The sequence below is a fragment of the Streptomyces sp. NPDC058674 genome, from assembly GCF_042716505.1.
GTDB lineage: Bacteria > Actinomycetota > Actinomycetes > Streptomycetales > Streptomycetaceae > Streptomyces.
Genome location: NZ_JBHXSC010000009.1, coordinates 40,078 through 64,846 on the forward strand (window position 1 = coordinate 40,078; position 24,769 = coordinate 64,846).

At 71.9% G+C, this 24,769-nt stretch carries 21 protein-coding genes; 10 read left to right on the top strand and 11 right to left on the bottom strand.

What is annotated here, in order from left to right; genetic code table 11:
• Positions 1 to 77: 77 nt before the first annotated feature.
• Complete coding sequence (locus tag ACFWU6_RS07330; protein ID WP_383979148.1) at positions 78 to 899, bottom strand: oxidoreductase; 822 nt, start codon at positions 897 to 899, stop codon at positions 78 to 80.
• A 109-nt stretch (positions 900 to 1,008) separates the two neighbouring features.
• On the opposite strand from ACFWU6_RS07330, the gene ACFWU6_RS07335 reads away from it, so the two are divergent.
• Positions 1,009 to 2,058 (top strand): ATP-binding protein, encoded by a 1,050-nt coding sequence (locus ACFWU6_RS07335; protein WP_383806021.1) that lies wholly within the window; start codon positions 1,009 to 1,011, stop codon positions 2,056 to 2,058.
• Here ACFWU6_RS07335 and ACFWU6_RS07340 read toward each other — a convergent pair.
• Positions 2,012 to 3,325, bottom strand: coding sequence for a hypothetical protein (locus ACFWU6_RS07340; RefSeq protein WP_383806019.1), 1,314 nt, complete (start codon positions 3,323 to 3,325; stop codon positions 2,012 to 2,014). The two genes, ACFWU6_RS07335 and ACFWU6_RS07340, sit on opposite strands and share 47 nt — an antisense overlap.
• Positions 3,326 to 3,560: 235 nt before the next feature.
• On the opposite strand from ACFWU6_RS07340, the gene ACFWU6_RS07345 reads away from it, so the two are divergent.
• The 5 genes from ACFWU6_RS07345 (at position 3,561) to ACFWU6_RS07365 (ending at position 11,341) form a co-directional block, all read left to right on the top strand.
• On the top strand, positions 3,561 to 5,996 hold the full coding sequence (locus ACFWU6_RS07345) for a bifunctional SulP family inorganic anion transporter/carbonic anhydrase (RefSeq protein ID WP_383979150.1): 2,436 nt from the start codon (positions 3,561 to 3,563) through the stop codon (positions 5,994 to 5,996).
• A gap of 279 nt (positions 5,997 to 6,275) precedes the next feature.
• Entirely contained in the window at positions 6,276 to 8,234 is a 1,959-nt protein-coding gene (gene acs, locus ACFWU6_RS07350) for an acetate--CoA ligase (protein ID WP_383806015.1), read from the top strand.
• A gap of 180 nt (positions 8,235 to 8,414) precedes the next feature.
• Positions 8,415 to 9,872 carry a Na+/H+ antiporter NhaA gene (gene nhaA / locus ACFWU6_RS07355; RefSeq protein WP_383979153.1) on the top strand — a complete coding sequence of 486 codons (1,458 nt, stop codon included), beginning with the start codon at positions 8,415 to 8,417 and terminating at the stop codon, positions 9,870 to 9,872.
• Positions 9,873 to 9,926: 54 nt separating this feature from the next.
• A complete protein-coding gene (locus ACFWU6_RS07360) occupies positions 9,927 to 10,385 on the top strand; it encodes a phage holin family protein (RefSeq protein WP_383806011.1) in 459 nt (152 codons plus the stop codon).
• Complete coding sequence (locus ACFWU6_RS07365; RefSeq protein ID WP_383806008.1) at positions 10,382 to 11,341, top strand: alpha/beta fold hydrolase; 960 nt, start codon at positions 10,382 to 10,384, stop codon at positions 11,339 to 11,341. The genes ACFWU6_RS07360 and ACFWU6_RS07365 overlap by 4 nt, the downstream gene beginning before the upstream one ends.
• A gap of 393 nt (positions 11,342 to 11,734) precedes the next feature.
• Here the strand turns inward: ACFWU6_RS07365 and ACFWU6_RS07370 are convergent, their stop codons facing one another.
• From ACFWU6_RS07370 to nth, 3 genes are all read right to left on the bottom strand, one after another.
• Positions 11,735 to 12,937 (bottom strand): MarP family serine protease, encoded by a 1,203-nt coding sequence (locus tag ACFWU6_RS07370; RefSeq protein ID WP_383979156.1) that lies wholly within the window; start codon positions 12,935 to 12,937, stop codon positions 11,735 to 11,737.
• 13 nt (positions 12,938 to 12,950) lie between these two features.
• Positions 12,951 to 13,694: an NUDIX hydrolase gene (locus ACFWU6_RS07375; RefSeq protein WP_383979159.1), complete on the bottom strand. Its 744-nt coding sequence runs from the start codon at positions 13,692 to 13,694 to the stop codon at positions 12,951 to 12,953.
• A 236-nt stretch (positions 13,695 to 13,930) separates the two neighbouring features.
• Positions 13,931 to 14,767, bottom strand: a complete 837-nt coding sequence (gene nth, locus ACFWU6_RS07380; RefSeq protein WP_383979295.1) for an endonuclease III — start codon at positions 14,765 to 14,767, stop codon at positions 13,931 to 13,933.
• A gap of 274 nt (positions 14,768 to 15,041) precedes the next feature.
• On the opposite strand from nth, the gene ACFWU6_RS07385 reads away from it, so the two are divergent.
• Complete coding sequence (locus ACFWU6_RS07385; protein WP_003981529.1) at positions 15,042 to 15,716, top strand: Crp/Fnr family transcriptional regulator; 675 nt, start codon at positions 15,042 to 15,044, stop codon at positions 15,714 to 15,716.
• 421 nt (positions 15,717 to 16,137) lie between these two features.
• Here ACFWU6_RS07385 and ACFWU6_RS07390 read toward each other — a convergent pair whose 3' ends face one another.
• From ACFWU6_RS07390 to ACFWU6_RS07410, 5 genes are all read right to left on the bottom strand, one after another.
• Positions 16,138 to 16,431: a hypothetical protein gene (locus ACFWU6_RS07390; RefSeq protein WP_383806002.1), complete on the bottom strand. Its 294-nt coding sequence runs from the start codon at positions 16,429 to 16,431 to the stop codon at positions 16,138 to 16,140.
• Positions 16,428 to 17,273 carry an MBL fold metallo-hydrolase gene (locus ACFWU6_RS07395; RefSeq protein ID WP_383806000.1) on the bottom strand — a complete coding sequence of 282 codons (846 nt, stop codon included), beginning with the start codon at positions 17,271 to 17,273 and terminating at the stop codon, positions 16,428 to 16,430. The genes ACFWU6_RS07390 and ACFWU6_RS07395 overlap by 4 nt, the downstream gene beginning before the upstream one ends.
• Positions 17,270 to 18,169: an NUDIX hydrolase gene (locus ACFWU6_RS07400; protein ID WP_383805998.1), complete on the bottom strand. Its 900-nt coding sequence runs from the start codon at positions 18,167 to 18,169 to the stop codon at positions 17,270 to 17,272. The genes ACFWU6_RS07395 and ACFWU6_RS07400 overlap by 4 nt, the downstream gene beginning before the upstream one ends.
• A 308-nt stretch (positions 18,170 to 18,477) precedes the next feature.
• Positions 18,478 to 18,948 carry a RidA family protein gene (locus tag ACFWU6_RS07405; protein ID WP_383805996.1) on the bottom strand — a complete coding sequence of 157 codons (471 nt, stop codon included), beginning with the start codon at positions 18,946 to 18,948 and terminating at the stop codon, positions 18,478 to 18,480.
• Complete coding sequence (locus tag ACFWU6_RS07410) at positions 18,945 to 19,106, bottom strand: DUF4177 domain-containing protein (protein ID WP_007264966.1); 162 nt, start codon at positions 19,104 to 19,106, stop codon at positions 18,945 to 18,947. The genes ACFWU6_RS07405 and ACFWU6_RS07410 overlap by 4 nt, the downstream gene beginning before the upstream one ends.
• A gap of 72 nt (positions 19,107 to 19,178) precedes the next feature.
• On the opposite strand from ACFWU6_RS07410, the gene ACFWU6_RS07415 reads away from it, so the two are divergent.
• Together ACFWU6_RS07415 and ACFWU6_RS07420 are read left to right on the top strand one after the other, a co-directional pair.
• Entirely contained in the window at positions 19,179 to 20,162 is a 984-nt protein-coding gene (locus ACFWU6_RS07415; protein ID WP_383979163.1) for an ArsA family ATPase, read from the top strand.
• Positions 20,159 to 21,556 carry an ArsA family ATPase gene (locus ACFWU6_RS07420; RefSeq protein ID WP_383979166.1) on the top strand — a complete coding sequence of 466 codons (1,398 nt, stop codon included), beginning with the start codon at positions 20,159 to 20,161 and terminating at the stop codon, positions 21,554 to 21,556. The genes ACFWU6_RS07415 and ACFWU6_RS07420 overlap by 4 nt, the downstream gene beginning before the upstream one ends.
• Positions 21,557 to 21,583: 27 nt before the next feature.
• Here the strand turns inward: ACFWU6_RS07420 and ACFWU6_RS07425 are convergent, their stop codons facing one another.
• Positions 21,584 to 21,934, bottom strand: coding sequence for a WhiB family transcriptional regulator (locus ACFWU6_RS07425; protein WP_383979297.1), 351 nt, complete (start codon positions 21,932 to 21,934; stop codon positions 21,584 to 21,586).
• Positions 21,935 to 22,331: 397 nt separating this feature from the next.
• On the opposite strand from ACFWU6_RS07425, the gene ACFWU6_RS07430 reads away from it, so the two are divergent.
• Positions 22,332 to 24,629, top strand: a complete 2,298-nt coding sequence (locus ACFWU6_RS07430; protein ID WP_383805988.1) for a transglycosylase domain-containing protein — start codon at positions 22,332 to 22,334, stop codon at positions 24,627 to 24,629.
• The last annotated feature ends 140 nt before the right edge of the window (positions 24,630 to 24,769 follow it).

A 24,769-nucleotide genomic window follows, 5' to 3' on the forward strand; every position in this document is an offset into this window, starting at 1 on the left:
CAAGGCAAGACGGTGTCGCCGCAACCCGCGTCCGGGGTACGTACGGCCCCGAAGGTCAGCCCGGAAGGCCCCGAAGGTCAGGCCGCGCCCCGCTGGAGTGCCTCGCAGACCGCCGTCGACTCGCGGACCCCCAGCTCGACCGCACGACCGCAATGGGCGATCCAGGCAGCCATCCCCTCCGCGGTCCCGGAGACGTAGCCCTCGAAGGCAGCCAGATACTCCGCGGTCCCCTGCTCCGCGTGGCCCGCCTCCGCCGGACAGATCGCCTTGGGATCCAGCCCGCTGTTGATCAGGACGATGCGCTCCGCCGCCCGCGCGACCAGGCCGTTGTACGAGCCGAAGGGCCGCAGGGCCAGCAGCTCGCCGTGCACCACCGCCGCCGTGACCAGCGCCGGGGCGGGGCCGCCCGCGATGATCAGGCGGGTCAGGCCGTCCAGCCGCCCGGCCACCTCCTCCGCGCTCGGCAGCGGGAGGTCCACCAGCGGTTCACTCACCGGCTCGCCCGCCAGCCGGGGGCGTCCCACCACATCCCCGTCCGCCGTCGACCCCGACGCCACCAAGTGCAGGCGCGCCAGGACCCGCAGCGGCGACTGCCGCCAGATGCTCAACAACTGGCCAGCCTCCGCGGTGAGCCGCAGCGCGGCGCCCACCACCAGGGCCTCCGGCTCCGATCCGAAGTCGGTGCGCCTGCGCACCTCCTCCAGCGCCCAGTCGGCCCCGGACAGCGCCGCGCTCCCGCGGGCACCGCGCAGGGCGGCCTCCGAGGTGATCTCGGCACTCCGCCGCCGCATCACCCGGTGCCCGTAGACCCGGTCCACGGCCTTGCGTACGGAATCCACGGAATCGGCGACACCCGGGAGCCCGGCCAGCGGGGCCAGCGGGTCAGCAGCGCTACTCATAAGTAGGGAGCCTACGCACTGCACACCCCCGGCACCGACCCCTCCTTGGAGTGGTCTTCTTCACTCACCTCGACCACACGGGGCGACGACTCCACTACGCTTGGTGAACATGAAGATCGCTTTCGTGGGAAAGGGCGGCAGCGGGAAGACGACGCTGTCCTCCCTCTTCATCCGCCACCTCGCCGCAAACGAAGCCCCGGTCGTCGCGGTGGACGCCGACATCAACCAGCACCTGGGCGCCGCCCTCGGTCTCGACGAGGACGAGGCCGCCGGGCTGCCCGCCCTGGGCGCGCACCTGCCCCTGATCAAGGAGTACCTCCGGGGGTCGAATCCGCGGATCGGCTCCGCCGACACCATGATCAAGACCACTCCGCCCGGCCGGGGCTCGCGCCTGCTGCGGGTCACCGGGGACAACCCGGTGTACGAGGCCTGTGCCCGCACGCTCCTGCTCGACGGCGAGCCCGTACGGCTCATGGCCACCGGGCCGTTCACCGAGGCCGATCTGGGCGTGGCCTGCTACCACTCGAAGGTCGGCGCGGTCGAGCTCTGCCTCAACCACCTCGTCGACGGACCCGACGAGTACGTGGTCGTCGACATGACGGCCGGGTCCGACTCCTTCGCCTCGGGCATGTTCACCCGCTTCGACGTGACCTTCCTCGTCGCCGAGCCCACCCGCAAGGGCGTCTCGGTCTACCGTCAGTACAAGGAGTACGCGCGGGACTTCGGCGTCGAGCTCAAGGTCGTCGGCAACAAGGTGCAGGGCCCCGAGGACATCGAGTTCCTCCAGGACGAGGTGGGCGAGGACCTGCTGGTCACCGTCGGCCACTCGGACTGGGTCCGGGCGATGGAGAAGGGCCGCCCGGCCGCCTTCGAGCTGCTGGAGGCGACGAACCGGCTCGCCCTGCAGGCGCTCCAGGACGCGGCCGACGACTCGTACGCGCACCGCGACTGGGACCGGTACACGGAGCAGATGGTGCACTTCCACCTGAAGAACGCGGAGAGCTGGGGCAACGCCAGGACCGGGGCCGACCTGGCGGACCAGGTCGACCCCGAGTTCGTCCTGCGCGAGGGGGTCGGGGGTGTGGAGCCCGTCGGGGACGCGGGTGCGGTGGTCAGTCCTCGTCCGCACCCGCTTCGGCCTGCTCCTCAGCCGGCGTGACGTCCGCGGGGGCCGCCGGGGTGGCCGGCGCCGCCGGCGGCCCCGCGGTCAGGAACCTGGACCAGCCCTCCTTCGGCGTCTCGCCGACGTCGAGGGTGCGCATCCACGCGAGGACCTTCGGGTCCTGGGCGTCCAGCCAGTCCACCAGCTCGCGGAAGGGCACGCAGCGGACCTCGGGCTTGGTGCACATCCCCTTGATGGACTCCTCGACGGCGCGCATGTAGGTGCCGCCGTTCCAGGACTCGAAGTGGTTGCCGATGATCAGCGGCGCGCGGTTGCCCTGGTAGACCCGGTCGAAGGCCTGGCGCAGGCCGTCGCGCATCTGGTCGCCCCAGTACTCGTGCTGCGACGGGTCGCCCTGCGAGGTCGTCCCCGACTGGTTGACCATGTAGTTGTAGTCCATGCTCAGCGTGTCGAAGGCGCGGCCGGGCAGGGGGACCAGTTGCAGCGGCAGGTCCCAGAGGCCCTCGGTCTTCTTGGGCCAGATCTGCTTGCTGATGCCGCTGGAGTCGTAGCGGAAGCCCATGTCCTTCGCGGCCAGCATGAAGTTCTTCTGGCCTTCGAGGCAGGGGGTGCGGGCTCCGATGAGCTCCTTGTCGTAGTCGAAGGGCAGCGCCTCCATCCCCTTCAGGCCCGCGTTCGTCTTCCAGTTCTTGACGAAGGACTTGGCCTGGTTGATCTCGCTCTTCCACTCGTCCACGGACCAGGTGCCCACCCCGCCCTCGGGACCGCAGAAGTGTCCGTTGAAGTGGGTGCCGATCTCATTGCCCTCCAGCCAGGCCGCGCGCACCTGGGTGGCGGTGTCCTTGATGCCCTGGAGGTCGCCGAAGCCGATGTCCGAGCGGCCCGCCTCGTGCTGCGGGGCCGTGTAGAGGTTCCGCTTCTCCTCCGGGAGCAGGTACACGCCGCTGAGGAAGTACGTCATCCGGGCGTTGTACTTCTTGCCCACGTCACGGAAGTGCGAGAAGAGCCTCTGGCTGTCCTCGCCGGCGCCGTCCCACGAGAAGACCACGAACTGCGGCGGCTTCTCGCCCGGCTTCAGCTTCTGCGGCCTCTGTACGTTCGGCTGCGAGCCGGTGTACGCGGTCGAGCCGTCACCGATGGGCCGGTTGACGCTGCCCGGCGCCTCCGGGGCGGCGGCGCCCTTCCTGGCCTGGCCCCCGGGGGCCGGGCTCTCGGCGGGGTCCGAGGCGCCGCAGCCGGCAGCACCCAGCACCAGCGCCGTGGCGACCAGGCCGCCGGCGATCTTCTTCGTGGCGGCGATCATCCGCCCCACCTCTCCCTCGCAGTTCCATCGCAGGACTTCCGCGCCGCAACGTCCCATGCGGTCCACTTTGAGGAAGGTATGACAAGCCGGACAAAATGCTTAATCACTCTTGAGCGCTAATCCATAGGCCATTTGACCGCATTACTCACCAATCCCCTTTACTCTCCATTACCATCCATTTACCGAGTGTTGAGACTCCCGCCGCTTCACCCCTCCCCCGAGGAGACGGGACCTGATGACGACCACCTCCCCCACCCCCACGAAGGCGAAGGCGAAGGCCCGCAAGGACCTCTCTGCCGACCTCTCCGCCTCCACCGCCGTCTTCCTGATCGCCCTGCCGCTCTCCCTCGGCATCGCCCTGGCCACCGGCGCACCGCTCCAGGCCGGCCTGGTCGCCGCGGCCGTCGGCGGAATCGTCGCCGGACGGCTGGGCGGCGCACCGCTCCAGGTGAGCGGCCCGGCCGCCGGACTCACCGTCGTCACCGCAGAGTTGATCCAGCACTACGGGTGGCGCACCACCTGCGCGATCACGGTGCTGGCCGGCTGCTGTCAGCTCGGGCTCGCCGCACTGCGCACCGCCCGGTCCGCGCTCATGGTCAGCCCGGCCATCGTGCACGGCATGCTCGCGGGCATCGGCGTGACCATCGCGCTCGCCCAGCTGCACATCGTGCTCGGCGGCACCCCGCAGAGCTCCGCCGTGGCCAACGTCCGCGGCCTGCCGGGACAGCTGGCCGACCTGCATCCGGTCGCCCTCGGCGTCAGCGCGCTTACGCTCGTTGTCCTGCTCGGCTGGCCGCGACTGCCCGGCGCGGCCGGCCGCGCCCTGCGCAAGGTGCCGGCCGCGCTCGCCGCCGTCGCCACGGCCACCGCCTTCGCCGCCCTGGCGGGGCTCACCCTCCCCCGCGTGGACCTGCCGTCCTGGCGCAGCCACGCCCTGCCGGAACTGCCCGAGGGTCCGATCCTCGGCCTCATCGCGGCCGTCCTGACCATCACCCTGGTCGGCAGTGTGGAATCCCTGCTGTCCGCCGTCGCGACCGACAAGCTGATCGCCTCCGAGCGGGGCACGGCCGACCGACCGCCGCGCGCCGACCTCAACCGGGAACTGCGCGGGCAGGGCGCGGCCAACATCGTCTCCGGAGCCCTCGGCGGGCTGCCCATCACGGGTGTCGCCGTCCGCAGCGTGGCCAATGTCAAGTCCGGTGCGGCCACCCGCAGATCGACCATGCTGCACGGCTTCTGGGTGCTCCTGGCGGCCGGGCTGCTGGTCCCCGTCCTCGACCTGATCCCGCTCGCCGCACTGGCCGCGCTCGTCATGGCGGTGGGCGTGCAGATGGTCAACATCACCCACCTGCGCAGCGTCTCCCGGCACCGCGAGATCCTGGTCTACGGGACGACCATCGCGGCCGTGGTCCTCGGCGGGGTGCTGGAGGGCGTGGCCATCGGCATCGCGGTGGCCGTGGCGCTCGCCCTGCACCGGCTGGCCCGCACACGGATCACCTCCGAGCAGGTGGACGACGGGAGCCTGCGCGTCTTTGTGAGGGGTCAGTTGACCTTCCTCGCCGTGCCCCGGTTGAGCCGGGTGCTGAACCAGATCCCGCACGACCGGCGCGTCCTGATCGAGCTGGACGGCTCCTTCATGGACCACGCGGCCTACGAGACGCTGAAGGACTGGCAGGACTCCCATCTGGCACACGGGGGCTCGGTGGAGGTCAGCGGCCGCTCCGGGGCGGAGGCCCATGCCTCCGAGAGCGAGCGTTCCGACCGGGCCGGCCTCCTCGGCGCCCCCGGCCGCACCGACCGCACCGACCGGGCCGGGCTCGCCGACCGCGTCCAGCGGGGCGAGCGGTCCCGGCGCTCCGCACAGCGCGGGGGCCACCAGTGCTGCCGACCGTGGACTCCGTGGCAGAACCACTGCGACCACCGGGCCTCGGGGAGCGCCGACGCGGTCGCCGAGGAGGCGCAGCCGCTCTCGCAGCGCCCCTCCCCCGCCCCCCGCCGGCGCGGCGCCGGTCAGCTGGCCAACGGCATCGGCGCGTTCCAGCGGGACACCGCACCCCATGTGCGGGACGAGCTGGCGCGGCTGGCCCGCGAGGGGCAGCGCCCCTCGCAGCTCTTCCTGACCTGCGCCGACTCGCGCCTGGTGACCAGCATGATCACGGCCAGCGGCCCGGGCGACCTGTTCACCGTCCGCAACGTCGGCAACCTGGTCCCGCTGCCGGGCGCGGAGTCCGGAGACGACTCGGTCGCGGCGGCCATCGAGTACGCCGTGGACGTGCTCGAAGTGGACAGCATCACGGTGTGCGGACACTCGGGCTGCGGCGCCATGCAGGCCCTGCTCACCTCCTCGCCCGGGACTCCGACGACCCCGCTGCGCCGCTGGCTGCGGCACGGGCTGCCGAGCCTGGAGCGGATGGCCAGCCGCCACCACGCCTGGGCCCGGATCGCGGGGAGGCTTCCGGCGGACGCCGTGGAGCAGCTGTGCCTGACCAATGTGGTGCAGCAGCTGGAGCACCTGCGGGCCCACGAATCGGTGGCCAGGAGGCTGGCCGAGGGCACGCTGGAGCTGCACGGCATGTACTTCCACGTGGGCGAGGCCCAGGCCTACCTGCTCTCCGAGGGCGAGGACTTCTTCGACTGCCGGGTCTTCGACAGCGTCGGCCAGAACGCCTGACCGGCCGCCTCCCGCCCTTCCTCCCGTCTGTCTCCCGCCCTCCCTCCCGTCTGCCTCCCGCCTCCCCCGCGGCGCCCCCGGGCCCTCCCCGCTCCCCGGAGCGGGGAGGGCCGTTCCCGCTGCACCCGACACGCCTGGCCCGGACACCGGCTGTATTCGAGCCGTCGCAGATGTCAGGATCGATGGGGGGTTGACCAACTCGTACCGCACGCAGAAGAATTCCACGCAGCTGTGTGATTGGTCTACACCATTCGGTGTCGCGTGTTGGGAGCCCCACAAATGTCCGAGCGTCCTTCCATCTCCAACATGCTCAAGGAGGAGCGGCGGTTCGCACCGCCCGCCGATCTGGCCGCCGCCGCCAATGTGACCGAGGCTGCGTACGCGCAGGCCGATGCGGACCGGCTGGGCTTCTGGGCCGAGCAGGCCCGGCGCCTGACCTGGGCCACCGAGCCGACGGAGACGCTCGACTGGAGCAACCCGCCCTTCGCGAAGTGGTTCGCGGACGGCAAGCTGAACGTCGCCTACAACTGCGTGGACCGCCACGTCGAGGCGGGCAACGGCGACCGGGTCGCCATCCACTTCGAGGGCGAGCCCGGCGACAGCCGCGCGATCACCTACGCCGAACTCAAGGACGAGGTCTCCCGGGCGGCCAACGCCCTGACCGAGCTGGGCGTGCAGGCCGGGGACCGCGTCGCCGTCTACCTGCCGATGATCCCCGAGGCGGTCGTCGCGATGCTCGCGTGCGCCCGCGTCGGCGCAGCGCACTCCGTGGTCTTCGGCGGCTTCTCCGCCGACGCCGTCGCCTCCCGCATCCAGGACGCCGACGCGAAACTGGTCATCACCGCCGACGGCGGCTACCGCCGCGGCAAGCCGAGCGCCCTCAAGCCCGCCATCGACGCCGCCGTCGCCAAGTGCCCGCAGGTCGAGCACGTGCTCGTCGTACGCCGCACCGGCCAGGACACCGCCTTCACCGAGGGCCGCGACGTCTGGTGGCACGAGATCGTCGAGCGGCAGAGCGCCGAGCACACCCCGCAGGCCTTCGACGCCGAGCACCCGCTGTTCATCCTGTACACCTCGGGCACCACGGGGAAGCCCAAGGGCATCCTGCACACCTCCGGCGGCTACCTCACCCAGGCCGCGTACACCCACCACGCCGTCTTCGACCTCAAGCCCGAGTCGGACGTCTACTGGTGCACGGCCGACATCGGCTGGGTGACCGGACACTCCTACATCGTCTACGGGCCGCTCGCCAACGGCGCCACCCAGGTGATCTACGAAGGCACCCCGGACACCCCGCACCAGGGCCGGTTCTGGGAGGTCGTGCAGAAGTACGGCGTCACCATCCTGTACACCGCGCCGACCGCGATCCGCACCTTCATGAAGTGGGGAGACGACATCCCCGCGAAGTTCGACCTCTCCAGCCTGCGCGTGCTGGGCTCGGTCGGCGAGCCGATCAACCCCGAGGCCTGGATCTGGTACCGCAAGCACATCGGCGGCGACCGCTGCCCGATCGTGGACACCTGGTGGCAGACCGAGACCGGCGCCATGATGATCTCGCCGCTGCCGGGCGTCACCGAGACCAAGCCGGGCTCGGCGCAGCGCGCGCTGCCCGGCATCGCCGCCACCGTCGTCGACGACGAGGCCCACGAAGTCCCGAACGGCGGGGGCGGCTACCTCGTCCTCACCGAGCCGTGGCCCTCGATGCTGCGCACCATCTGGGGCGACGACCAGCGCTTCATCGACACCTACTGGTCGCGGTTCGAGGGCAAGTACTTCGCGGGCGACGGCGCCAAGAAGGACGACGACGGCGACATCTGGCTGCTCGGCCGGGTGGACGACGTCATGCTGGTCTCCGGCCACAACATCTCGACCACCGAGGTGGAGTCGGCACTCGTCTCGCACCCCTCGGTCGCCGAGGCCGCCGTGGTCGGCGCCAACGACGAGACCACCGGCCAGGCCATCGTGGCCTTCGTCATCCTGCGCGGCACCGCCTCCGAGACCGACACCCTGGTCGCGGAGCTCCGCAACCACGTGGGCGCCACCCTCGGCCCCATCGCCAAGCCCAAGCGCATCCTGCCGGTCCAGGAGCTGCCGAAGACCCGCTCCGGCAAGATCATGCGCCGCCTGCTGCGCGACGTGGCAGAGAACCGCGCGGTCGGCGACGTCACCACCCTGGCCGATTCCTCGGTCATGGACCTGATCCAGTCCAAGCTCCCCACCGCGGGCGGCGAGGACTGACCCGACGGCGGTCCACAGGCTGTGGAGGGCGTCCGGCGCACCGCGCCGGACGCCCTCCGTCCGTTTAAGGTGAAGATCATCCGATACGACTGTGCGCCCTGTAAAGTCTGAGAGCCGTCCCTCGTGACGGCCGCGGAACACAGGGTGCGCCGGGAAGTCTGGTCGGCAACTGCATGAGCCATGCCGTCGACCGACCCGGAGGTGCCCCCAGTGGAGACGCCCGCGCCCGCCCCCCGCCGCACGTTCCTCGGCCGGCTCTCGCTGTCCGAGGCCCGCTTCGTCGCCGACGCACTGCGCACGGAGACGGTCGGCGGCGTACTGCTGCTCGCGGCCGCCATCGCCGCACTCGTCTGGGCGAACGTCCCCGCGATCGCCGACAGCTACGACAGCGTCCGCGACATCCACATCGGCCCCTCCTCCCTCGGCCTGGACCTCTCGCTCCAACACTGGGCGGCCGACGGCCTCCTCGCCGTCTTCTTCTTCGTCGCCGGCATCGAGCTCAAGCGCGAACTCGTCGCGGGCGACCTGCGCGACCCCAAGGCCGCCGCCCTCCCCGTGATCGCCGCCCTCTGCGGCATGGCCGCGCCCGCGCTGGTCTACGTCGCGGTCAACACCGTCGGCAGCGGATCGATGGACGGCTGGGCGGTCCCGACCGCTACCGACATCGCCTTCGCCCTCGCGGTCCTCGCGGTCATCGGTACCTCGCTGCCGTCCGCCCTGCGCGCCTTCCTGCTGACCCTCGCGGTCGTCGACGACCTCTTCGCCATCATGATCATCGCGGTGTTCTTCACCAGCGAGATCAACTTCCCGGCGCTCGGCGGCGCCGTCTTCGGGCTCGCCCTCTTCTGGTTCCTGCTCCGCGCCGGCGTCCGCGGCTGGTACGTCTACGTCCCGCTCGCCCTGGTCATCTGGGGCCTGATGTACAACAGCGGCGTCCACTCCACCATCGCCGGCGTGGCAATGGGCCTGATGCTGCGCTGCTCCCGCCAGGACGGCGAGGAGCACTCCCCCGGCGAGCGCATCGAGCACCTGGTCCGGCCCCTGTCGGCCGGTCTGGCCGTGCCCTTCTTCGCGCTCCTCTCCGCCGGCGTGTCCCTCTCCGACAAGGCCGTCGCCCAGGTCTTCACCCGCCCCGAGACCCTCGGCGTGGTGCTCGGCCTGGTCGTCGGCAAGACCGTGGGCATCTTCGGCGGCACCTGGCTGGCCGCCCGCTTCACCAAGGCCGAGCTGAACGAGGACCTGGCCTGGCCCGACGTGCTCGCGGTGGCCACGCTCGCCGGCATCGGCTTCACCGTCTCCCTCCTCATCGGCGAACTCGCCTTCACCGACGACCCCGTCCTCACCGACGAGGTCAAGGCCGCCGTCCTGATCGGCTCCCTGATCGCCGCCGTGGTCGCCGCCGTCATGCTCAAGCTCCGCAACCGCAGGTACCGCGCCCTCACCGAGGCCGAGGAGCGCGACGAGGACCTCGACGGCATCCCGGACGTCTACGAGGAGGGCAATCCCGAATACCACCTGCGGATGGCCCTGATCCACGAGGCGAAGGCCGCCGAGCACCGCCGCAGGGCCGCTGCGGCGAGTGCCGCCGACGCCCCGGAGGCATCCGGGTCCAGCGCCGAGGCCGACCGTCCGGCATGATCTGACTGACGACGGAGGACAGCCGCCGGCGGCAGACGACAGAGGGAGAGAGCGATGAGCGCAGTGGACCAAGGGGCACGAGGAGCCGAGCGCACGCTCGGCCAGCTGGTCGCCTCGGCCACCGCCGAGATGTCCGCCCTGGTGCACGACGAGATCGCCCTCGCCAAGGTGGAGATCAAGCAGGACGTCAAGCGCGCGGGCATCGGCAGCGGCGCGGCGATCGTGGCGGGCGTCCTGATCCTGTTCTCCCTCCCCGTACTGAGTTTCGCGGCGGCCTACGGGATCCACAACCTCGGCCTCGGGCTCGCGTGGTCCTTCCTCATCGTCGGCGGCGCGTTCTGGCTGATCGCGGGCCTGGTCGGACTGCTCGCGGTGGCGAAGTTCAAGAAGGTCAAGCCGCCGACGAAGACCATCGAGTCCGTCAAGCGGACCGCGGCGCTCGTCGGCACCGTCAAGCCGCATCCGCGGCCGGTGAGTGACCAGGTGGTGGGTGTGGCACGCTCGTCCTCATGACAGCGCCCACACCCGACCCCGGCACTCCCCCCACTGCTGCCACGGCGGTGCGGCTCGGCCTCCCCGGCGGGCGGACGGTGACCCACCGGGACGTCGCCGCCAACGGAGCCCGCTTCCACGTCGCCGAGCTCGGCGACGGCCCGCTGGTGCTGCTCCTGCACGGCTTCCCGCAGTTCTGGTGGACCTGGCGCCACCAGATGGCGGCCCTCGCCGACGCCGGGTACCGGGCGGTCGCGATGGACCTGCGCGGAGTGGGCGGCAGCGACCGCACCCCCCGCGGTTACGACCCCGCCAACCTCGCGCTCGACATCACCGGGGTCGTACGCTCCCTCGGCGAGCCGGACGCCGCCCTCGTCGGGCACGACCTGGGCGGCTACCTCGCCTGGACGGCCGCCGTGATGCGGCCCAAGCTGGTGCGCCGGCTCGTCGTGTCGTCGATGCCGCACCCGCGCCGCTGGCGCTCCGCGATGCTGTCCGACTTCGGCCAGACCCGCGCCAGTTCGCACATCTGGGGCTTCCAGCGCCCGTTCGTCCCCGAGCGGCAGCTCGTCGCCGACGACGGGGCGCTCGTGGCGGAGCTGATCCGGGACTGGTCGGGTCCGCTGCCTCCCGAGGACGCGGACCTGGAGGTGTACCGGCGGGCGATGTGCATCCCGTCCACCGCGCACTGCTCGGTCGAGCCGTACCGCTGGATGATGCGGTCGATGGCGCGGCCCGACGGGCTCCAGTTCAACCGGCGGATGAAGCGGCCGGTGCGGGTGCCGACCCTGCACCTGCACGGCTCGCTGGACCCGGTCATGCGGACGCGCAGCGCGGCCGGTTCCGGGCAGTACGTCGAAGCCCCGTACCGGTGGCGGCTGTTCGAGGGCCTCGGCCACTTCCCGCACGAGGAGGATCCGGCGGCCTTCACCACCGAGCTGGTGAACTGGCTCAAGGACCCCGAGCCGGACCGCTGAACGGCGAACGGCACGTGCGCCACGCTTGTATGACAAGCATTCATTTGCCTGGCGCATAGGCCGATTGGCCGCCCCGAACGGGATTACCGACCTTGGGGCACGGGCACAGCTCGATGTATGAGCTGGACGCACGACCACGGTGACACCGCATACGAACGACGCTCGGCCACCGTGCCGGGCACCCGCGAGAGGACTGGCCGCCACGGCCACGACCTCCGGCTCGGAATTCCGCGCATCCTGCGCCGCAGGGCCCGCTGGGTCTCGGCGCGCCTCCGCCATCCGCGGACGTAGCGAGACGAGCGGACGCAGCCAGACAGGCCGACGCAGCGAGACGGGCGGACGCAGGAAGCCCGCTCGTCCTGCCGGCCGTACGGGCTCACCCTCCCGTACGGCTCACAGGGCGCAGCTCTGGCTGTCGACCCGTCGGTCGGCAGTCCTTCCGATCCGGATGTCGTCGCGGATCTCGTCCACCGTCAGCGCGTAACCGGTGTTCGGGTCGTCCAGGGACTTGGCGAAGACGACCCCGTACACCCTGCCGTCGGGGGTGAGCAGGGGGCCGCCGGAGTTGCCCTGGCGGACCGTCGCGTACAGCGAGTAGACGTCGCGGCGCACCGTGCCCCGGTGGTAGATGTCCGGGCCGTTGGCGTTGATGCGGCCTCGGACACGGGCCGCGCGGACGTCGTACCCGCCGTTCTCCGGGAAGCCGGCCACGATGGCGTCGCTGCCGCTCGCCGCGTCCTTGTCGATGAACTCCAGCGGCGGGGCCTTCAGTTTCGGCACGTCCAGGACGGCGATGTCGCGCGCCCAGTCGTAGAGCACGACCTTGCCGTCGTACAGCCGGCCCTCGCCGCCGATCTGCACGGTCGGCTCGGACACCCCGCCGACGACGTGCGCGTTCGTCATCACCTTGCCGGGCGCGAAGACGAACCCGGTGCCCTCCAGCACCTTGCTGCAACTGGAGGCGGTGCCGACGACCTTCACGATGGAGCGCTTGGCCTGCTCGGTGACGGGGCTGCGGGCGAGCGCCGGGTCCGGCGCGCGCACCTCGGTGATGGGCTCGTTGGAGAACGGGCTGAACACCTGCGGGAACCCGTTGCGCGCGAGGGTGGAGCTGAAGTCCGAGAACCAGGTGTCCGCCTGGTCCGGCAGGACCCGCGACACGCCCGTCAGCACCTTGGAGGTGCGGACCTCCTTGCCCACCGTGGGCAGGGAGGTGACGGCGACCCACGAGCCGATCAGCCACGCCACCAGCAGCATCGCGACCACGTTGACGAGGGCGCCGCCGGTCGCGTCGAGCGCGCGCGCCGGCGACCAGGTGATGTGGCGTCTGAGCCGGTTCCCCAGATGGGTGGTCAGGGCCTGGCCGATCGAGGCGCAGATGATGATCGAGACGACGGCGATGACGACGACGGTGGTGGACACCTGGGTGCCGTTGTCGGTCACCCGGTCCCAGATCAGCGGGAGCAGGGACACGGCGATGAGACCACCGCCGAGGAAGCCGATCACCGACAGGATGCCGACGACGAACCCCTGGCGGTAGCCCACGATCGCGAACCACACGGCGGCGACCAGCAACAGGATGTCCAGCACGTTCACGTGGGCCACCGTCTCATGCGCGCCAGTCGAGCGGGACGTGCCGCGAACGGTCCCACGGGCGTTCCCAGCCCGCGAAGTGCAGGATCCGGTCGATCACTCCGGCGGTAAAACCCCAGACCAGAGCCGATTCAACGGTGAAAGCCGGACCCTGGTGGCCGCTCGGGTGCACGACCGTGACCCGGAACCGGGGGTCCGTGAGATCCGCCACGGGAACCGTGAACACCCGGGCCGTCTCGGCCGGGTCGACCACGCCGACCGGGCTGGGGGACCGCCACCACCCGAGCACCGGGGTCACGACGAACTCGCTGACCGGGATGTAGAGGCGGGGCAGCACTCCGAAGAGCTGCACCCCGGCGGGGTCCAGGCCGGTCTCCTCCTCCGCCTCCCGCAGCGCGGCGCGCAGCGGGCCCGTGGTGTGCGGGTCGCCGTCCTCGGGGTCGAGGGCGCCGCCGGGGAAGGAGGGCTGCCCGGGGTGGGAGCGGAGGCTGCCCGCGCGCTCCATGAGGAGCAGCTCGGGGCCGCGGGGGCCCTCGCCGAAGAGGATCAGCACGGCGGACTGCCGGCCGCGGCCGTCCTCGGGCGGCAGGAAGCGGCTGAGCTGGGTCGGCCGGACCGTCCGCGCGGCCTGCACGACGGGATCGAGCCAGTCGGGCAGCCCGACGGTGCTGAGGGCGGTACTGCCGCGTGAGTGGCCGTACGGGGCCTCGCGCCCGGCCGTGCCGGAGTCGGTCCGGCGGTTCTGCGTAGCCCCGGTCATAGGCACCCCTGTCCGTGTTCCCCCGCACCGCCAACGCGGCCCGGGTACCGATTCGTTCCTGCGGTGCGGCGCCGCGGCCGCGACTCCGACCCCGCCCGGCGCCGCGGACGCCGCCCGGGCCGCCCTGCCCGGTCGTCGTGCCCGGTCGTCGTGCCCGGTCGTCGTGCCCGGTCGTCGTGCCCGGTCGTCGTGCCCGGTCGTCGTGCCCGGTCGCCTGCGCCGGCCCGTACCGGCCCTCAGGGCGCCGGGGCGCCCAGCGGCGGCGCCGGGAGGCCCGGGTAGTCCGGGGGCGGGGTCAGGCGCTGGCCCGGTTGGCCGCCCTTCTCGTACTTGAGCAGTTTCTTCGCCTTCTCCGGATCGGTCTCGCCCTCTCCGTACGCCGGGCAGAGCGGGGCGATCGGGCAGGCCCCGCAGGCGGGCTTGCGGGAGTGGCAGATCCGGCGGCCGTGGAAGACCACCCGGTGCGAGAGCATCGTCCACTCGCTCTTGGGGAAGATCGCGCAGATCTCCGCCTCGACCTTCTCCGGGTCCTCCTGCTCGGTCCACTTCCAGCGGCGCACGAGCCGCCCGAAATGGGTGTCCACGGTGATCCCGGGGACGCCGAACGCATTGCCGAGGACCACGTTCGCCGTCTTGCGGCCCACACCGGGCAGGGTCACCAGGTCCTCGATCCGGCCCGGCACCTCCCCGCCGAAGTCGTCCCGCAGGGCCTTGGAGAGCCCGAGCAGGGAGCGGGACTTCGCGCGGAAGAACCCGGTCGGCCGGATCAGCTCCTCCAGGTGTTCGGGAGCGGCGGCGGCCATGTCCTCCGGCGTCGGGTACGCGGCGAACAGGGCCGGGGTCGTCTGGTTCACCCGCAGGTCGGTGGTCTGGGCGGACAGCACCGTTGCGACGAGCAGCTCGAAGGGATTGCGGAAGTCGAGCTCCGGATGGGCGTACGGGTATATCTCGGCCAGCTCGCGGTTGATGCGCCGGGCCCGGCGCACCATGGCCAGACGGGATTCGGGTCGGGCCGACTGCGCTTTCTTGGCCGAAACTTTGCCCTCCGGGGGTCCCAGGGCCTCCGCGGACACCCTCCCGGGGACTTGTTCGCCCACGGCTGAATTATGGGCCGCCGTCACTCCTGCGGACCCCTTGGCCTGTGCTCTCACCGGCTTATTGGACACCCGGCCAGCCTAAGGCCGGCCGCTGACACCCGCCCGGACCTCAGGTAACACCACCCCGATTGGTCTCCCACCACCCAGCACACCCGTCCGTCCGGCATCCTTGTGATTGATCGCACTGTTTGAGCCGTCCGGCAAAATGGGGGCACTGTCCCCTGAGCTGGTCGACATAGGAGAGAGATTCGTGGACGACGTTCTGCGGCGCGCCCCGCTCTTCGCGGCGCTCGATGACGAGCAGGCCGCGGAGCTCCGCGCCTCCATGGGCGAGGTGACCCTCGCACGCGGTGACGCCCTCTTCCACGAGGGCGACCCCGGCGACCGGCTGTACGTGGTCACCGAGGGCAAGGTGAAGCTGCACCGGACCTCCCCCGACGGTCGCGAGAACATGCTGGCCGTCCTCGGCCCCGGCGAGCTGATCGGCGAGCTGTCGCTCTTCGACCCGGGCCCGCGCACGGCCACCGCCACCGCGCTGACCGAGGTCAAGCTGCTCGGCCTCGGCCACGGCGACCTGCAGCCCTGGCTCAACGCCCGGCCCGAGGTCGCCACCGCGCTCCTGCGCGCCGTCGCCCGGCGCCTGCGCAAGACCAACGACCAGATGTCCGACCTGGTCTTCTCCGACGTCCCGGGCCGCGTGGCGCGGGCGCTCCTCGACCTGTCGCGCCGGTTCGGCGTGCAGTCGGAGGAGGGCATCCACGTGGTGCACGACCTCACGCAGGAGGAGCTCGCGCAGCTCGTCGGCGCCTCCCGCGAGACCGTGAACAAGGCCCTGGCCGACTTCGCCGGCCGCGGCTGGCTGCGCCTGGAGGCGCGCGCGGTGATCCTGCTGGACGTGGAGCGCCTCGCGAAGCGGTCCCGCTGACACCGACGCCGCTCTGAGCCGTCGAGGGGTCCTGCCCGGCCGGGCGGGGCCCCTTTCGCGTTCCCGCGTACGGGAGGGGCCGCGCAGGCCCGGGACGGGCCCACGGGCCGTACGGCCGGCAGGCCCTGGGGCCGGGAGGCCTCCGGGCCGTACACATGCCGCTCGTGACGGGCCCACGGGCCCTAAGGGCGCCACGCGCCGGGCGGGTCAGCGGGCCGTACGGGCGCCTACCGCCGTACAGCGCCGGCCGCGCCGCAGGAGTAACCGCGGACGCGCCTGCGACCGGTACGGGCACCCCTGCGCCACCCGCTAGCCCCGGACGGGCCCACGGGCCGTGCGGGACTGCCCTGCGGCATGCCTGCCGCGGCACGGAAGCGGGCGGATCGGCCGCCGCGACGGCGGCCCGACGGGACGGGACGGGCTAGCGGCGGGCTTCCAGGGCCTCGACGGCCGCCTTGGCCTCCGCCAGGCCGGCGCCGGTGGCACCCCGGTACGCCTTGATCGCCTCGATCGTGCGGCCCTCCCGCAGCAGGGCCCGTACCCCGTCCAGGCCGGCCGGCTCGGGCTCGGCCACGCCGAGGTGGTCCAGCAGCAGCCCCAGGCGCCGCTCGGCCCGGTCGGCGGTGCGCTCCAGGCGCCGGATGCGCAGTGCCAGCGTGGAGGTGATCCCCGCGGCCACGGCGATCACCGCCGCCCACAGGACGAGGTCGTTCACTCGGGCCCCCCGGGGATCAGTCCGTGATCACGAAGGTACTCGATCTGCGCCCGGACGGACCATTCGGCCGCCGGCCACAGGGAGCGGTCCACGTCCGCGTAGACGCGGGCGACGACCGCCGCCGGGGTGGTGCAACCGTTCTCCACGGCCGTCTCCACCTGGGCCAGACGGTGGGCGCGGTGCGCCAGGTAGTACTCCACGGCCCCCTGGGCGTCCTCCAGCACCGGTCCGTGGCCCGGCAGGACGGTGTGGACCCCGTCGTCGACCGCGAGCGAGCGCAGCCGGCGCAGCGAGTCCAGGTAGTCGCCGAGGCGGCCGTCGGGGTGCGCCACGACCGTGGTGCCGCGCCCGAGGATCGTGTCGCCGGTCAGCACGGCCCGGTCGGCGGGCAGGTGGAAGCAGAGCGAGTCGCCGGTGTGGCCGGGCGTGGGGACGACGCGCAGCTCCAGCCCGCCGGTCCGGATCACGTCCCCGGCGCCCAGGCCCTCGTCGCCGAGGCGCAGGGCCGGGTCCAGGGCGCGGACGTTGGTGCCGGTGAGCTCCGCGAAGCGGCCGGCGCCCTCCGCGTGGTCGGGGTGGCCGTGGGTGAGCAGCGTGAGCGCGATCCGCTTGCCGGCCTGCTCTGCGGCGGCGACGACGGCGCGCAGGTGCCCCTCGTCCAGCGGGCCGGGGTCGACGACGACGGCCAGGTCGGAGCCGGGCTCGGAGAGGAGCCAGGTGTTGGTGCCGTCCAGGGTCATCGCCGAGGCGTTGGGGGCCAGGACGTTGACCGCGCGGGCGGTGGCCGGTCCCGAGGCGACCACCCCGCGGGGCTGTCCGGGGAGTGCGGCGGCGTCGGTCATGCGGGGCCTCCCGGGCGCACTCGCTTGGTGAACTCGTCGTGGCCCGGCCAGCTGAGCACCAGCTGCCCGTCCTCCAGCGAGGCCCGCGCCAGGACCGGCGCGAGGTCCTGCGCAGCGGCTGCGGCGAGCGCCCCGGCGGCGCTCCCGTACGGCTCCAGGGAGCGCAGGGTGGAGATGGTGGGCGGCATCATCAGGAGCTCGCCCGCGTCGTACCCGGCGGCCGCCTCGGCGGGGCGGATCCACACAGTCCGGTCGGCTTCGGTGGAGGCGTTGCGGGTGCGCTGGCCCTCGGGGAGGGCCGCGACGAAGAACCAGGTGTCGTAGCGGCGCGGTTCGAACTCCGGCGTGATCCAGCGCGCCCACGCCCCCAGCAGGTCGGAGCGCAGCCGCAGGCCGCGGCGGTCGAGGAACTCGGCGAAGGACAGCCCGCGGGCGACGAGCGCCTGCCGGTCGGCCTCCCAGTCGTCACCGGTGGTGTCGCCGACGACGGTGTCCGGGGTCTCGCCGGCGAGCAGGACGCCCGCCTCCTCGAAGGTCTCGCGCACCGCGCCGCAGACGATCGCCTGCGCGCTCGCCGGATCGGTCCCGAGCCGGGCGGCCCAGTCGGCCCGTGAGGGGCCCGCCCAGCCGACCTGGTGCTCCTCGTCGCGCGGATCGACCCCGCCGCCGGGATAGGCGTACGCCCCTCCGGCAAAGGCCATGGAGGCGCGTCTGCGGATCATGTGCACGGCGGGTCCGGCGGGGGTGTCGCGCAGCAGCATCACGGTGGCGGCCCGCCGCGGGTCGACCGGGGTGATCGAGCCGTCCGCGAGCGCGCGGATGCGGTCGGGCCACTCCGGCGGGTACCACTGGCCTCCGGCGGGGGGCTGCTGCTGACCGTACTGACCATTCGGCATGGCGGGATGCTACGGCCATCCGGCCCGATGTTCGAGGGCCGCCCGCCGCTGCGCCCCGCGCGCCCGCCGCACCGCGGCGGACCGGTTCCGCCACGGCGGCACGGGGCCGTGCGGACGGGGCCGTGCGGACGGGGCCGTGCGGACGGGGCCGCGCGGACGGGGCCGTGCGGACGGGGCCGTGCGGGCGGCCTCCACCCGTGGGCGGAGGCCGCCCGCGCGGCGCCCTCGGAACCTCGAACGGCCGGGGACGCCTCGGAGTCGTCATCCGACCATCGTCGGACCGCCGCCCGGCCGCCGTCAGACCGCCGTCAGGACGAGGCGATCTCTACCTGGATCTCGATCTCAACCGGGGCGTCCAGCGGCAGGACGGCCACACCGACCGCGCTGCGGGCGTGCACGCCCTTGTCGCCGAGGACCTGTCCGAGCAGCTCGCTGGCGCCGTTCAGCACGCCGGGCTGGGCGGTGAAGTCCGGGGCCGAGGCGATGAAGCCGACGACCTTCACGACACGCGCGATCTTGTCGAGGTCGCCGATGACCGACTTGACGGCGGCCAGGGCGTTCAGCGCGCAGGTGGCGGCGAGCTCCTTGGCCTGCTCCGCGGAGACCTCGGCGCCGACCTTGCCGGTGACCGGCAGGTTGCCCTTGACCATCGGCAGCTGGCCGGCGGTGTACACGTACGCGCCCGACCGCACGGCCGGCTGGTACGCGGCCAGCGGCGGGACGACCTCGGGCAGGGTCAGGCCCAGTTCGGCCAGCTTCGCCTCGACGACGCCGCTCATGCCTTCTCCCGCTTGAGGTAGGCCACCAGCTGCTCGGGGTTGTTCGGCCCGGGCACGACCTGGACGAGCTCCCAGCCGTCCTCGCCCCAGGTGTCCAGGATCTGCTTGGTGGCGTGGACCAGCAGCGGGACGGTCGCGTATTCGAACTTCTTGGTCATGGGAGCGAGGGTAGTGCCTGAGGTGCGGGCCTCATGCGCGGCCCGTGGGCCGAGTGGTTAGGCTCGGTCGCTGTGAGCAGGCTCCAGGTGGTCAGCGGCAAGGGCGGCACCGGCAAGACCACGGTCGCCGCCGCACTCGCGCTCGCCCTCGCACGCGAGGGCGGACGGACTCTACTCGTGGAGGTCGAGGGCAGGCAGGGCCTCGCCCAGCTCTTCGGCGCCGAGGCGCTCCCGTACGAGGAGCGCAAGATCGCCGTCGCGCCGGGCGGGGGCGGTGAGGTCTACGCGCTCGCCATCGACGCCGAGCGGGCGCTCCTGGACTACCTCCAGATGTTCTACAAGCTCGGGTCGGCGGGCCGGGCCCTCAAGAAGCTCGGCGCGATCGACTTCGCGACGACGATCGCACCCGGGCTGCGGGACGTGCTGCTGACCGGCAAGGCGTGCGAGGCGGTCCGCCGCAAGGACAAGTCCGGCCGGTTCGTCTACGACCACGTGATCATGGACGCGCCGCCGACCGGGCGGATCACCCGGTTCCTGAACGTCAACGACGAGGTGGCCGGCCTGGCCCGGTTCGGGCCGATCCACAACCAGGCCCAGGCCGTCATGAAGGTGCTCAAGTCCTCCGAGACGGCCGTGCACCTGGTCACGCTGCTGGAGGAGATGCCGGTCCAGGAGACCGCGGACGGCATCGCGGAGCTGCGGGCGGCCGGGCTGCCCGTGGGCCGTGTCGTCGTCAACATGGTCCGGCCGCACCACCTCGACGAGGACACCCTGCGCGCCGCCGCCGAGGACCACCGCGCCGGTGTGGCCGGGGCGCTGTCCCGGGCGGGGCTCGGCGGGGCGCGCCGCGGCGGGCTGGCCGAGCGGCTCGTGGACCCGCTCCTCGCGCAGGCGGCCGAGCACGCGGGCCGGGTCGAGCTGGAGCGCGCGCAGCGCGCGGTCCTGGAAGACCTGGGCCTGCCGACGTACGAACTCCCCCTGCTGGGCGCGGGGATGGATCTGGCGGGGCTCTACGCCCTCGCCAAGGACCTGCGGAAGCAGACGGTGGCCGAATGAGCGAGGGGGTGGACACCGTGGGCCTGGACACTCCGCCGCGGCTGGCTGTCGACCGGTTGCTGGACGACCGGAAGACCCGGATCATCGTGTGCTGCGGGTCGGGCGGGGTCGGCAAGACCACCACGGCCGCGGCGCTCGGCGTACGGGCGGCGGGCCGCGGGCGCAAGGCGGTCGTGCTCACCATCGACCCGGCGCGGCGGCTCGCCCAGTCGATGGGCATCGACTCGCTGGACAACACCCCGCGCAGGGTGGACTCCGTGGGGGCCGACGGCGGTGAACTGCACGCCATGATGCTGGACATGAAGCGGACCTTCGACGAGATCGTCGAGGCGCACGCGGACGGCGAGCGGGCCCGGGCCATCCTCGCCAACCCCTTCTACCAGTCCCTGTCGGCCGGTTTCGCCGGCACGCAGGAGTACATGGCGATGGAGAAGCTGGGCCAGCTGCGCGCCCGGGACGACTGGGACCTGATCATCGTGGACACCCCGCCGAGCCGTTCCGCGCTGGACTTCCTGGACGCCCCCAAACGCCTCGGGTCCTTCCTGGACGGGAAGTTCATCCGGGTGCTGATGGCTCCGGCGAAGGTCGGCGGCCGGGCCGGGATGAAGTTCCTGAATGTCGGCATGTCGATGATGACGGGCACCCTCAGCAAGCTGATGGGCGCCTCGCTGCTCAAGGACGTGCAGACCTTCGTGGCCGCGATGGACACGATGTTCGGCGGCTTCCGCACCCGCGCCGACGCCACCTTCCGGCTGCTCCAGGCCCCCGGGACGGCGTTCCTGGTGGTCGCGGCCCCGGAACCGGACGCCCTGCGCGAGGCGGCGTACTTCGTGGACCGGCTGGCCTCGGAGAGCATGCCCCTGGCCGGGCTCGTACTGAACCGGGTGCACGGCAGCGGCGCCGACGGGCTGTCCGCGGAACGGGCGTTGGCCGCCGCAGAGAATCTTGAAGAGGGGTGCATTGTCGATCAGGAGTCCGGGAAAGCTGGACTTCGTGACACGGCCCCCGAGGCCGTGAGGGCTCCCGCGGAAAGCCCCGAGACCGGCTCCCCCAGCGCCGAGAGCGACACCGCGGAGGTCGGAGAGGACCGGCACGATCCCCGGAGCGGAGCCCGGAACGAGGACCGGCATGAGGCCCGGACGGCAGGAGGGGCGGCGGCGGAAACGGCCGACGACGCGATCACGGTCGACGTGATCACGGCGGGGCTGCTGCGCCTGCACGCCGAGAGGATGCAGGTGATCGCGCGTGAGCGGCGCACACGCGACCGCTTCACCTCACTGCACCCCGAAGTGGCGGTGGCCGAAGTGGCCGCCCTGCCCGGCGACGTGCACGACCTCGCCGGGCTGCGGGCCATCGGAGAGCGACTCGCGGCCGGGGTTCCGGCCGGAGCGTAGGCGTTCGTACGACGGGGCGTCCGGGGGTTACCCGGCTGCCGCGTAGGTCTCGTACGGAACGTCCATCTCCGTGTCGTCATCCATGGTGAGGATGCCGGTACTGCGCTCGTACTCCGTGCGAGCGGTTTCGAGCAGCCGCCGCCACGAGGTGACGGTGGGGCGCCGGCGCAACAGCGCACGTCGTTCCCGCTCGGTCATTCCGCCCCACACGCCGAACTCGACACGATGGTCGAGCGCGTCGGCCAGGCACTCGGTCCGCACCGGACATCCGGTGCACACCGCCTTGGCCCTGTTCTGTGCCGCTCCTTGAACGAATAGTTCATCCGGATCGGTAGTGCGGCAGGCTGCCTGCGCACTCCAGTCGGTAACCCAGCCCATCCCGGCGCCGTCCTCTCCCGAATCGAGGCTCCCCCACGGCGGTAGCGGCATATTCACCGCTGCCAGTTGAGGACGTTACGGAAGGCGGGCACGGCGCAACACCCCCGACGGGCCCAATCTTGAATGGTCCGAACGGACTATGGGTAAGCGGCAGATCACCCGACGGAGTGATCCGGCGACATGCCCGACCATTCCGGCGATTCGGGTGAAATCGGGGAACTACCGGCGGGGCTCGGACGGCACAGGGGGCGGGATTCGGACATCAGTCCACCCCATTCGGGAAGGGTGAAAATCAAGCCGGGGGGTTGATGTGGCACCACTCTGCTGTGACAGTTGGGGACAGCTTAGGCCAAGGCATTCGCGTGTGTCCGGTGAATGAGAACGTAGGCTGCCCTCCATGGGAAAGAAGCGCTCGGGCGGCGGGCTCACGGGGAGCCAGCAGGCCGTCAAGTTCCTCGGGGTGTCCGTTCTCTCCGGAGTTGTGCTGGCAGGTATGGCCATCCCGGCGGCAGGTGCCCTGGGCCTGGCGGCGAAGGGAACGGTCGAGGGGTTCGATGAGATCCCGGCCAATCTCAAGACTCCGCCGTTGAGCCAGCGGACCACGATTCTGGACTCCGAGGGTGGCCTGATCGCCACCGTCTATTCGAGAGACCGGCAGGTGGTCCCGCTCACGGCGATCTCCCCGTACATGCAGAAGGCGATCGTCGCGATCGAGGACTCCCGCTTCTACGAACACGGCGCGGTCGACCTCAAGGGCATCCTTCGCGCGGTCAACCGCAACGCGCAGGAGGGCGGCGCCGCGCAGGGCGCCTCCACCCTGACCCAGCAGTACGTGAAGAACGTCTTCGTCGAAGAGGCCGGCGACGACGAGACGAAGGTCCGCGAGGCACAGGAGAAGAGCCTCGGGCGCAAGATCCGCGAGCTGAAGTACTCGATCCAGGTCGAGGAGGAGCTCGGGAAGAAGAAGATCCTCGAGAACTACCTCAACATCACCTACTTCGGGCAGCAGGCGTACGGCGTCGAATCCGCCGCCCAGCGCTACTTCAGCAAGCCGGCCAAGGACCTGGCCCTGGAGGAGTCGGCGCTCCTCGCGGGCATCGTGCAGTCGCCGAGCCGCTACGACCCGGTGAACGACGCGCAGGAGGCGATGAAGCGCCGCAACATCGTCCTGCAGCGGATGGCCGACATGAAGGACGTCTCGCAGGCCGAGGCCGACGAGGCGAAGGCCAAGCCCGTCACGCTGAAGGTCACGAAGCCGAGGAACGGCTGCATCACCGCGGTCAAGGGCGCCGGCTTCTTCTGCGACTACGTGCGCAACACCTTCCTGACCGACGCGGTCTTCGGCAAGACGCGCGAGGAGCGGGCGAAGGTCTGGAACCAGGGCGGCCTGACGGTCCGTACGACCCTGGACCCGCAGTCGCAGGACGCGGCCAACGAGTCGATCAAGGAGCACGTCTACCAGGAGGACTCGATCGCCACGGCCGTGACCCTGGTCCAGCCGGGCACCGGGCGCGTACTGGCGATGGGACAGTCCAAGCCGTACGGCTTCGGGAAGAACGAGACCCAGATCAACTACTCCGTCGACAAGCGGATGGGCGGCTCCAACTTCGGCTTCCAGGTGGGCTCGACCTTCAAGCCCTTCATCGCGGCCGCCGCGCTGGAGCGGGGCGTGCCGCCGACGCAGGTGTACGCGGCCCCGTACAAGATGGACTACCCGAGCCCGATCTCCCGCTGCGACGGCACGCTGTACCTGAACAACCGCAGGGAGAAGGAAGCGGCGGAGAACGAGACCGAGCAGGAGGTCGGCCCCTATGCGCTGAAGACGGCCATGGAGAAGTCGATCAACACCTACTTCGTGGAGATGATCGGCGAGATCGGCCTCTGCCCGGTGTCCGAGATGACGCAGAAGCTCGGCGTCGTCCCGGCCAGCGGCGCGAAGCTGGCCGACGGCCCGGCCATCGCGCTCGGCTCCGAGGAGATGTCCCCGCTGACGATGGCCAACGCGTACGCGGCCTTCGCCAACCGCGGCGTCTACTGCACCCCGGTCGCCATCGAGTCGATCACCGACTCGCACGGCAAGGCGCTCGCCGTGCCGAAGTCCAAGTGCGACCGCGCCATGTCGCAGAACACGGCCGACACCATCAACACCCTGCTGCGCGGAGTGGTCGACTCCGGTACGGGTGAGCGGGCCGGCCTGACGGACCGCGACAACGCGGGCAAGACCGGTACGACGGACTCCCGCTACAACGCCTGGTTCGTCGGCTACACGCCGAACATGTCGGGCGCGGTGTGGGTCGGCTCCGGCGGCGCCAAGAAGATCTCGATGGAGGACATCGTGATCGGCGGCACGCCCTACGACAAGGTCTGCGGCGGCTGCCTGCCCGGCCCGATCTGGAAGGACTCGGTCACCGGCGCACTGTCCGGGCGCGAGGCCCCCGGCTTCGTCACGGTCAGCATCCCGGAGCCGAACGTCCCGGCCGGCGGCCCGCGCGGCAACCGGCAGCCGCCGACGACCCCGAGCAAGCCGGGCAGGACCGGCAAGCCGGGCGGTGACAACAAGCCCGGCGCCCGGACCGGCGGGCAGACGATCGCCGGAGCCACCGCGGGCACCACCGGCGGCGGCGCCGACCCGGAGCGCCCCTTCCCGGGGATCTCCTTCGGCCAGGGGCTGCTCGGGGGCCGCGCGGAGCAGTAGCCGGCAGCCGGTCGCCCGGGGCCGTCAGGCCCGAAGGTGCGGCCCGCACACGCACGGGGGCCCCGACCCGGACCGGCGGGGCGGGGGGCCCCCGGCGGGGGGGGGGGTGGCGGTGGGGTCGCGCCAAAACACCCGCCCCG

Bases quoted from the DNA above. Each gene is read 5' to 3' on its own strand.
- ACFWU6_RS07340 (WP_383806019.1), bottom strand. From the start codon at position 3,325: ATGATCGCCGCCACGAAGAAGATCGCCGGCGGCCTGGTCGCCACGGCG.
- acs (WP_383806015.1), top strand. From the start codon at position 6,276: ATGTCCGAGCGTCCTTCCATCTCCAACATGCTCAAGGAGGAGCGGCGG.
- ACFWU6_RS07360 (WP_383806011.1), top strand. From the start codon at position 9,927: ATGAGCGCAGTGGACCAAGGGGCACGAGGAGCCGAGCGCACGCTCGGC.
- nhaA (WP_383979153.1), top strand. From the start codon at position 8,415: ATGCCGTCGACCGACCCGGAGGTGCCCCCAGTGGAGACGCCCGCGCCC.
- ACFWU6_RS07345 (WP_383979150.1), top strand. From the start codon at position 3,561: ATGACGACCACCTCCCCCACCCCCACGAAGGCGAAGGCGAAGGCCCGC.
- ACFWU6_RS07375 (WP_383979159.1), bottom strand. From the start codon at position 13,694: ATGACCGGGGCTACGCAGAACCGCCGGACCGACTCCGGCACGGCCGGG.
- ACFWU6_RS07405 (WP_383805996.1), bottom strand. From the start codon at position 18,948: ATGAGCGGCGTCGTCGAGGCGAAGCTGGCCGAACTGGGCCTGACCCTG.
- ACFWU6_RS07425 (WP_383979297.1), bottom strand. From the start codon at position 21,934: ATGGGCTGGGTTACCGACTGGAGTGCGCAGGCAGCCTGCCGCACTACC.
- ACFWU6_RS07430 (WP_383805988.1), top strand. From the start codon at position 22,332: ATGGGAAAGAAGCGCTCGGGCGGCGGGCTCACGGGGAGCCAGCAGGCC.
- ACFWU6_RS07335 (WP_383806021.1), top strand. From the start codon at position 1,009: ATGAAGATCGCTTTCGTGGGAAAGGGCGGCAGCGGGAAGACGACGCTG.
- ACFWU6_RS07365 (WP_383806008.1), top strand. From the start codon at position 10,382: ATGACAGCGCCCACACCCGACCCCGGCACTCCCCCCACTGCTGCCACG.
- ACFWU6_RS07395 (WP_383806000.1), bottom strand. From the start codon at position 17,273: ATGACCGACGCCGCCGCACTCCCCGGACAGCCCCGCGGGGTGGTCGCC.
- ACFWU6_RS07330 (WP_383979148.1), bottom strand. From the start codon at position 899: ATGAGTAGCGCTGCTGACCCGCTGGCCCCGCTGGCCGGGCTCCCGGGT.
- ACFWU6_RS07410 (WP_007264966.1), bottom strand. From the start codon at position 19,106: ATGACCAAGAAGTTCGAATACGCGACCGTCCCGCTGCTGGTCCACGCC.
- ACFWU6_RS07420 (WP_383979166.1), top strand. From the start codon at position 20,159: ATGAGCGAGGGGGTGGACACCGTGGGCCTGGACACTCCGCCGCGGCTG.
- ACFWU6_RS07400 (WP_383805998.1), bottom strand. From the start codon at position 18,169: ATGCCGAATGGTCAGTACGGTCAGCAGCAGCCCCCCGCCGGAGGCCAG.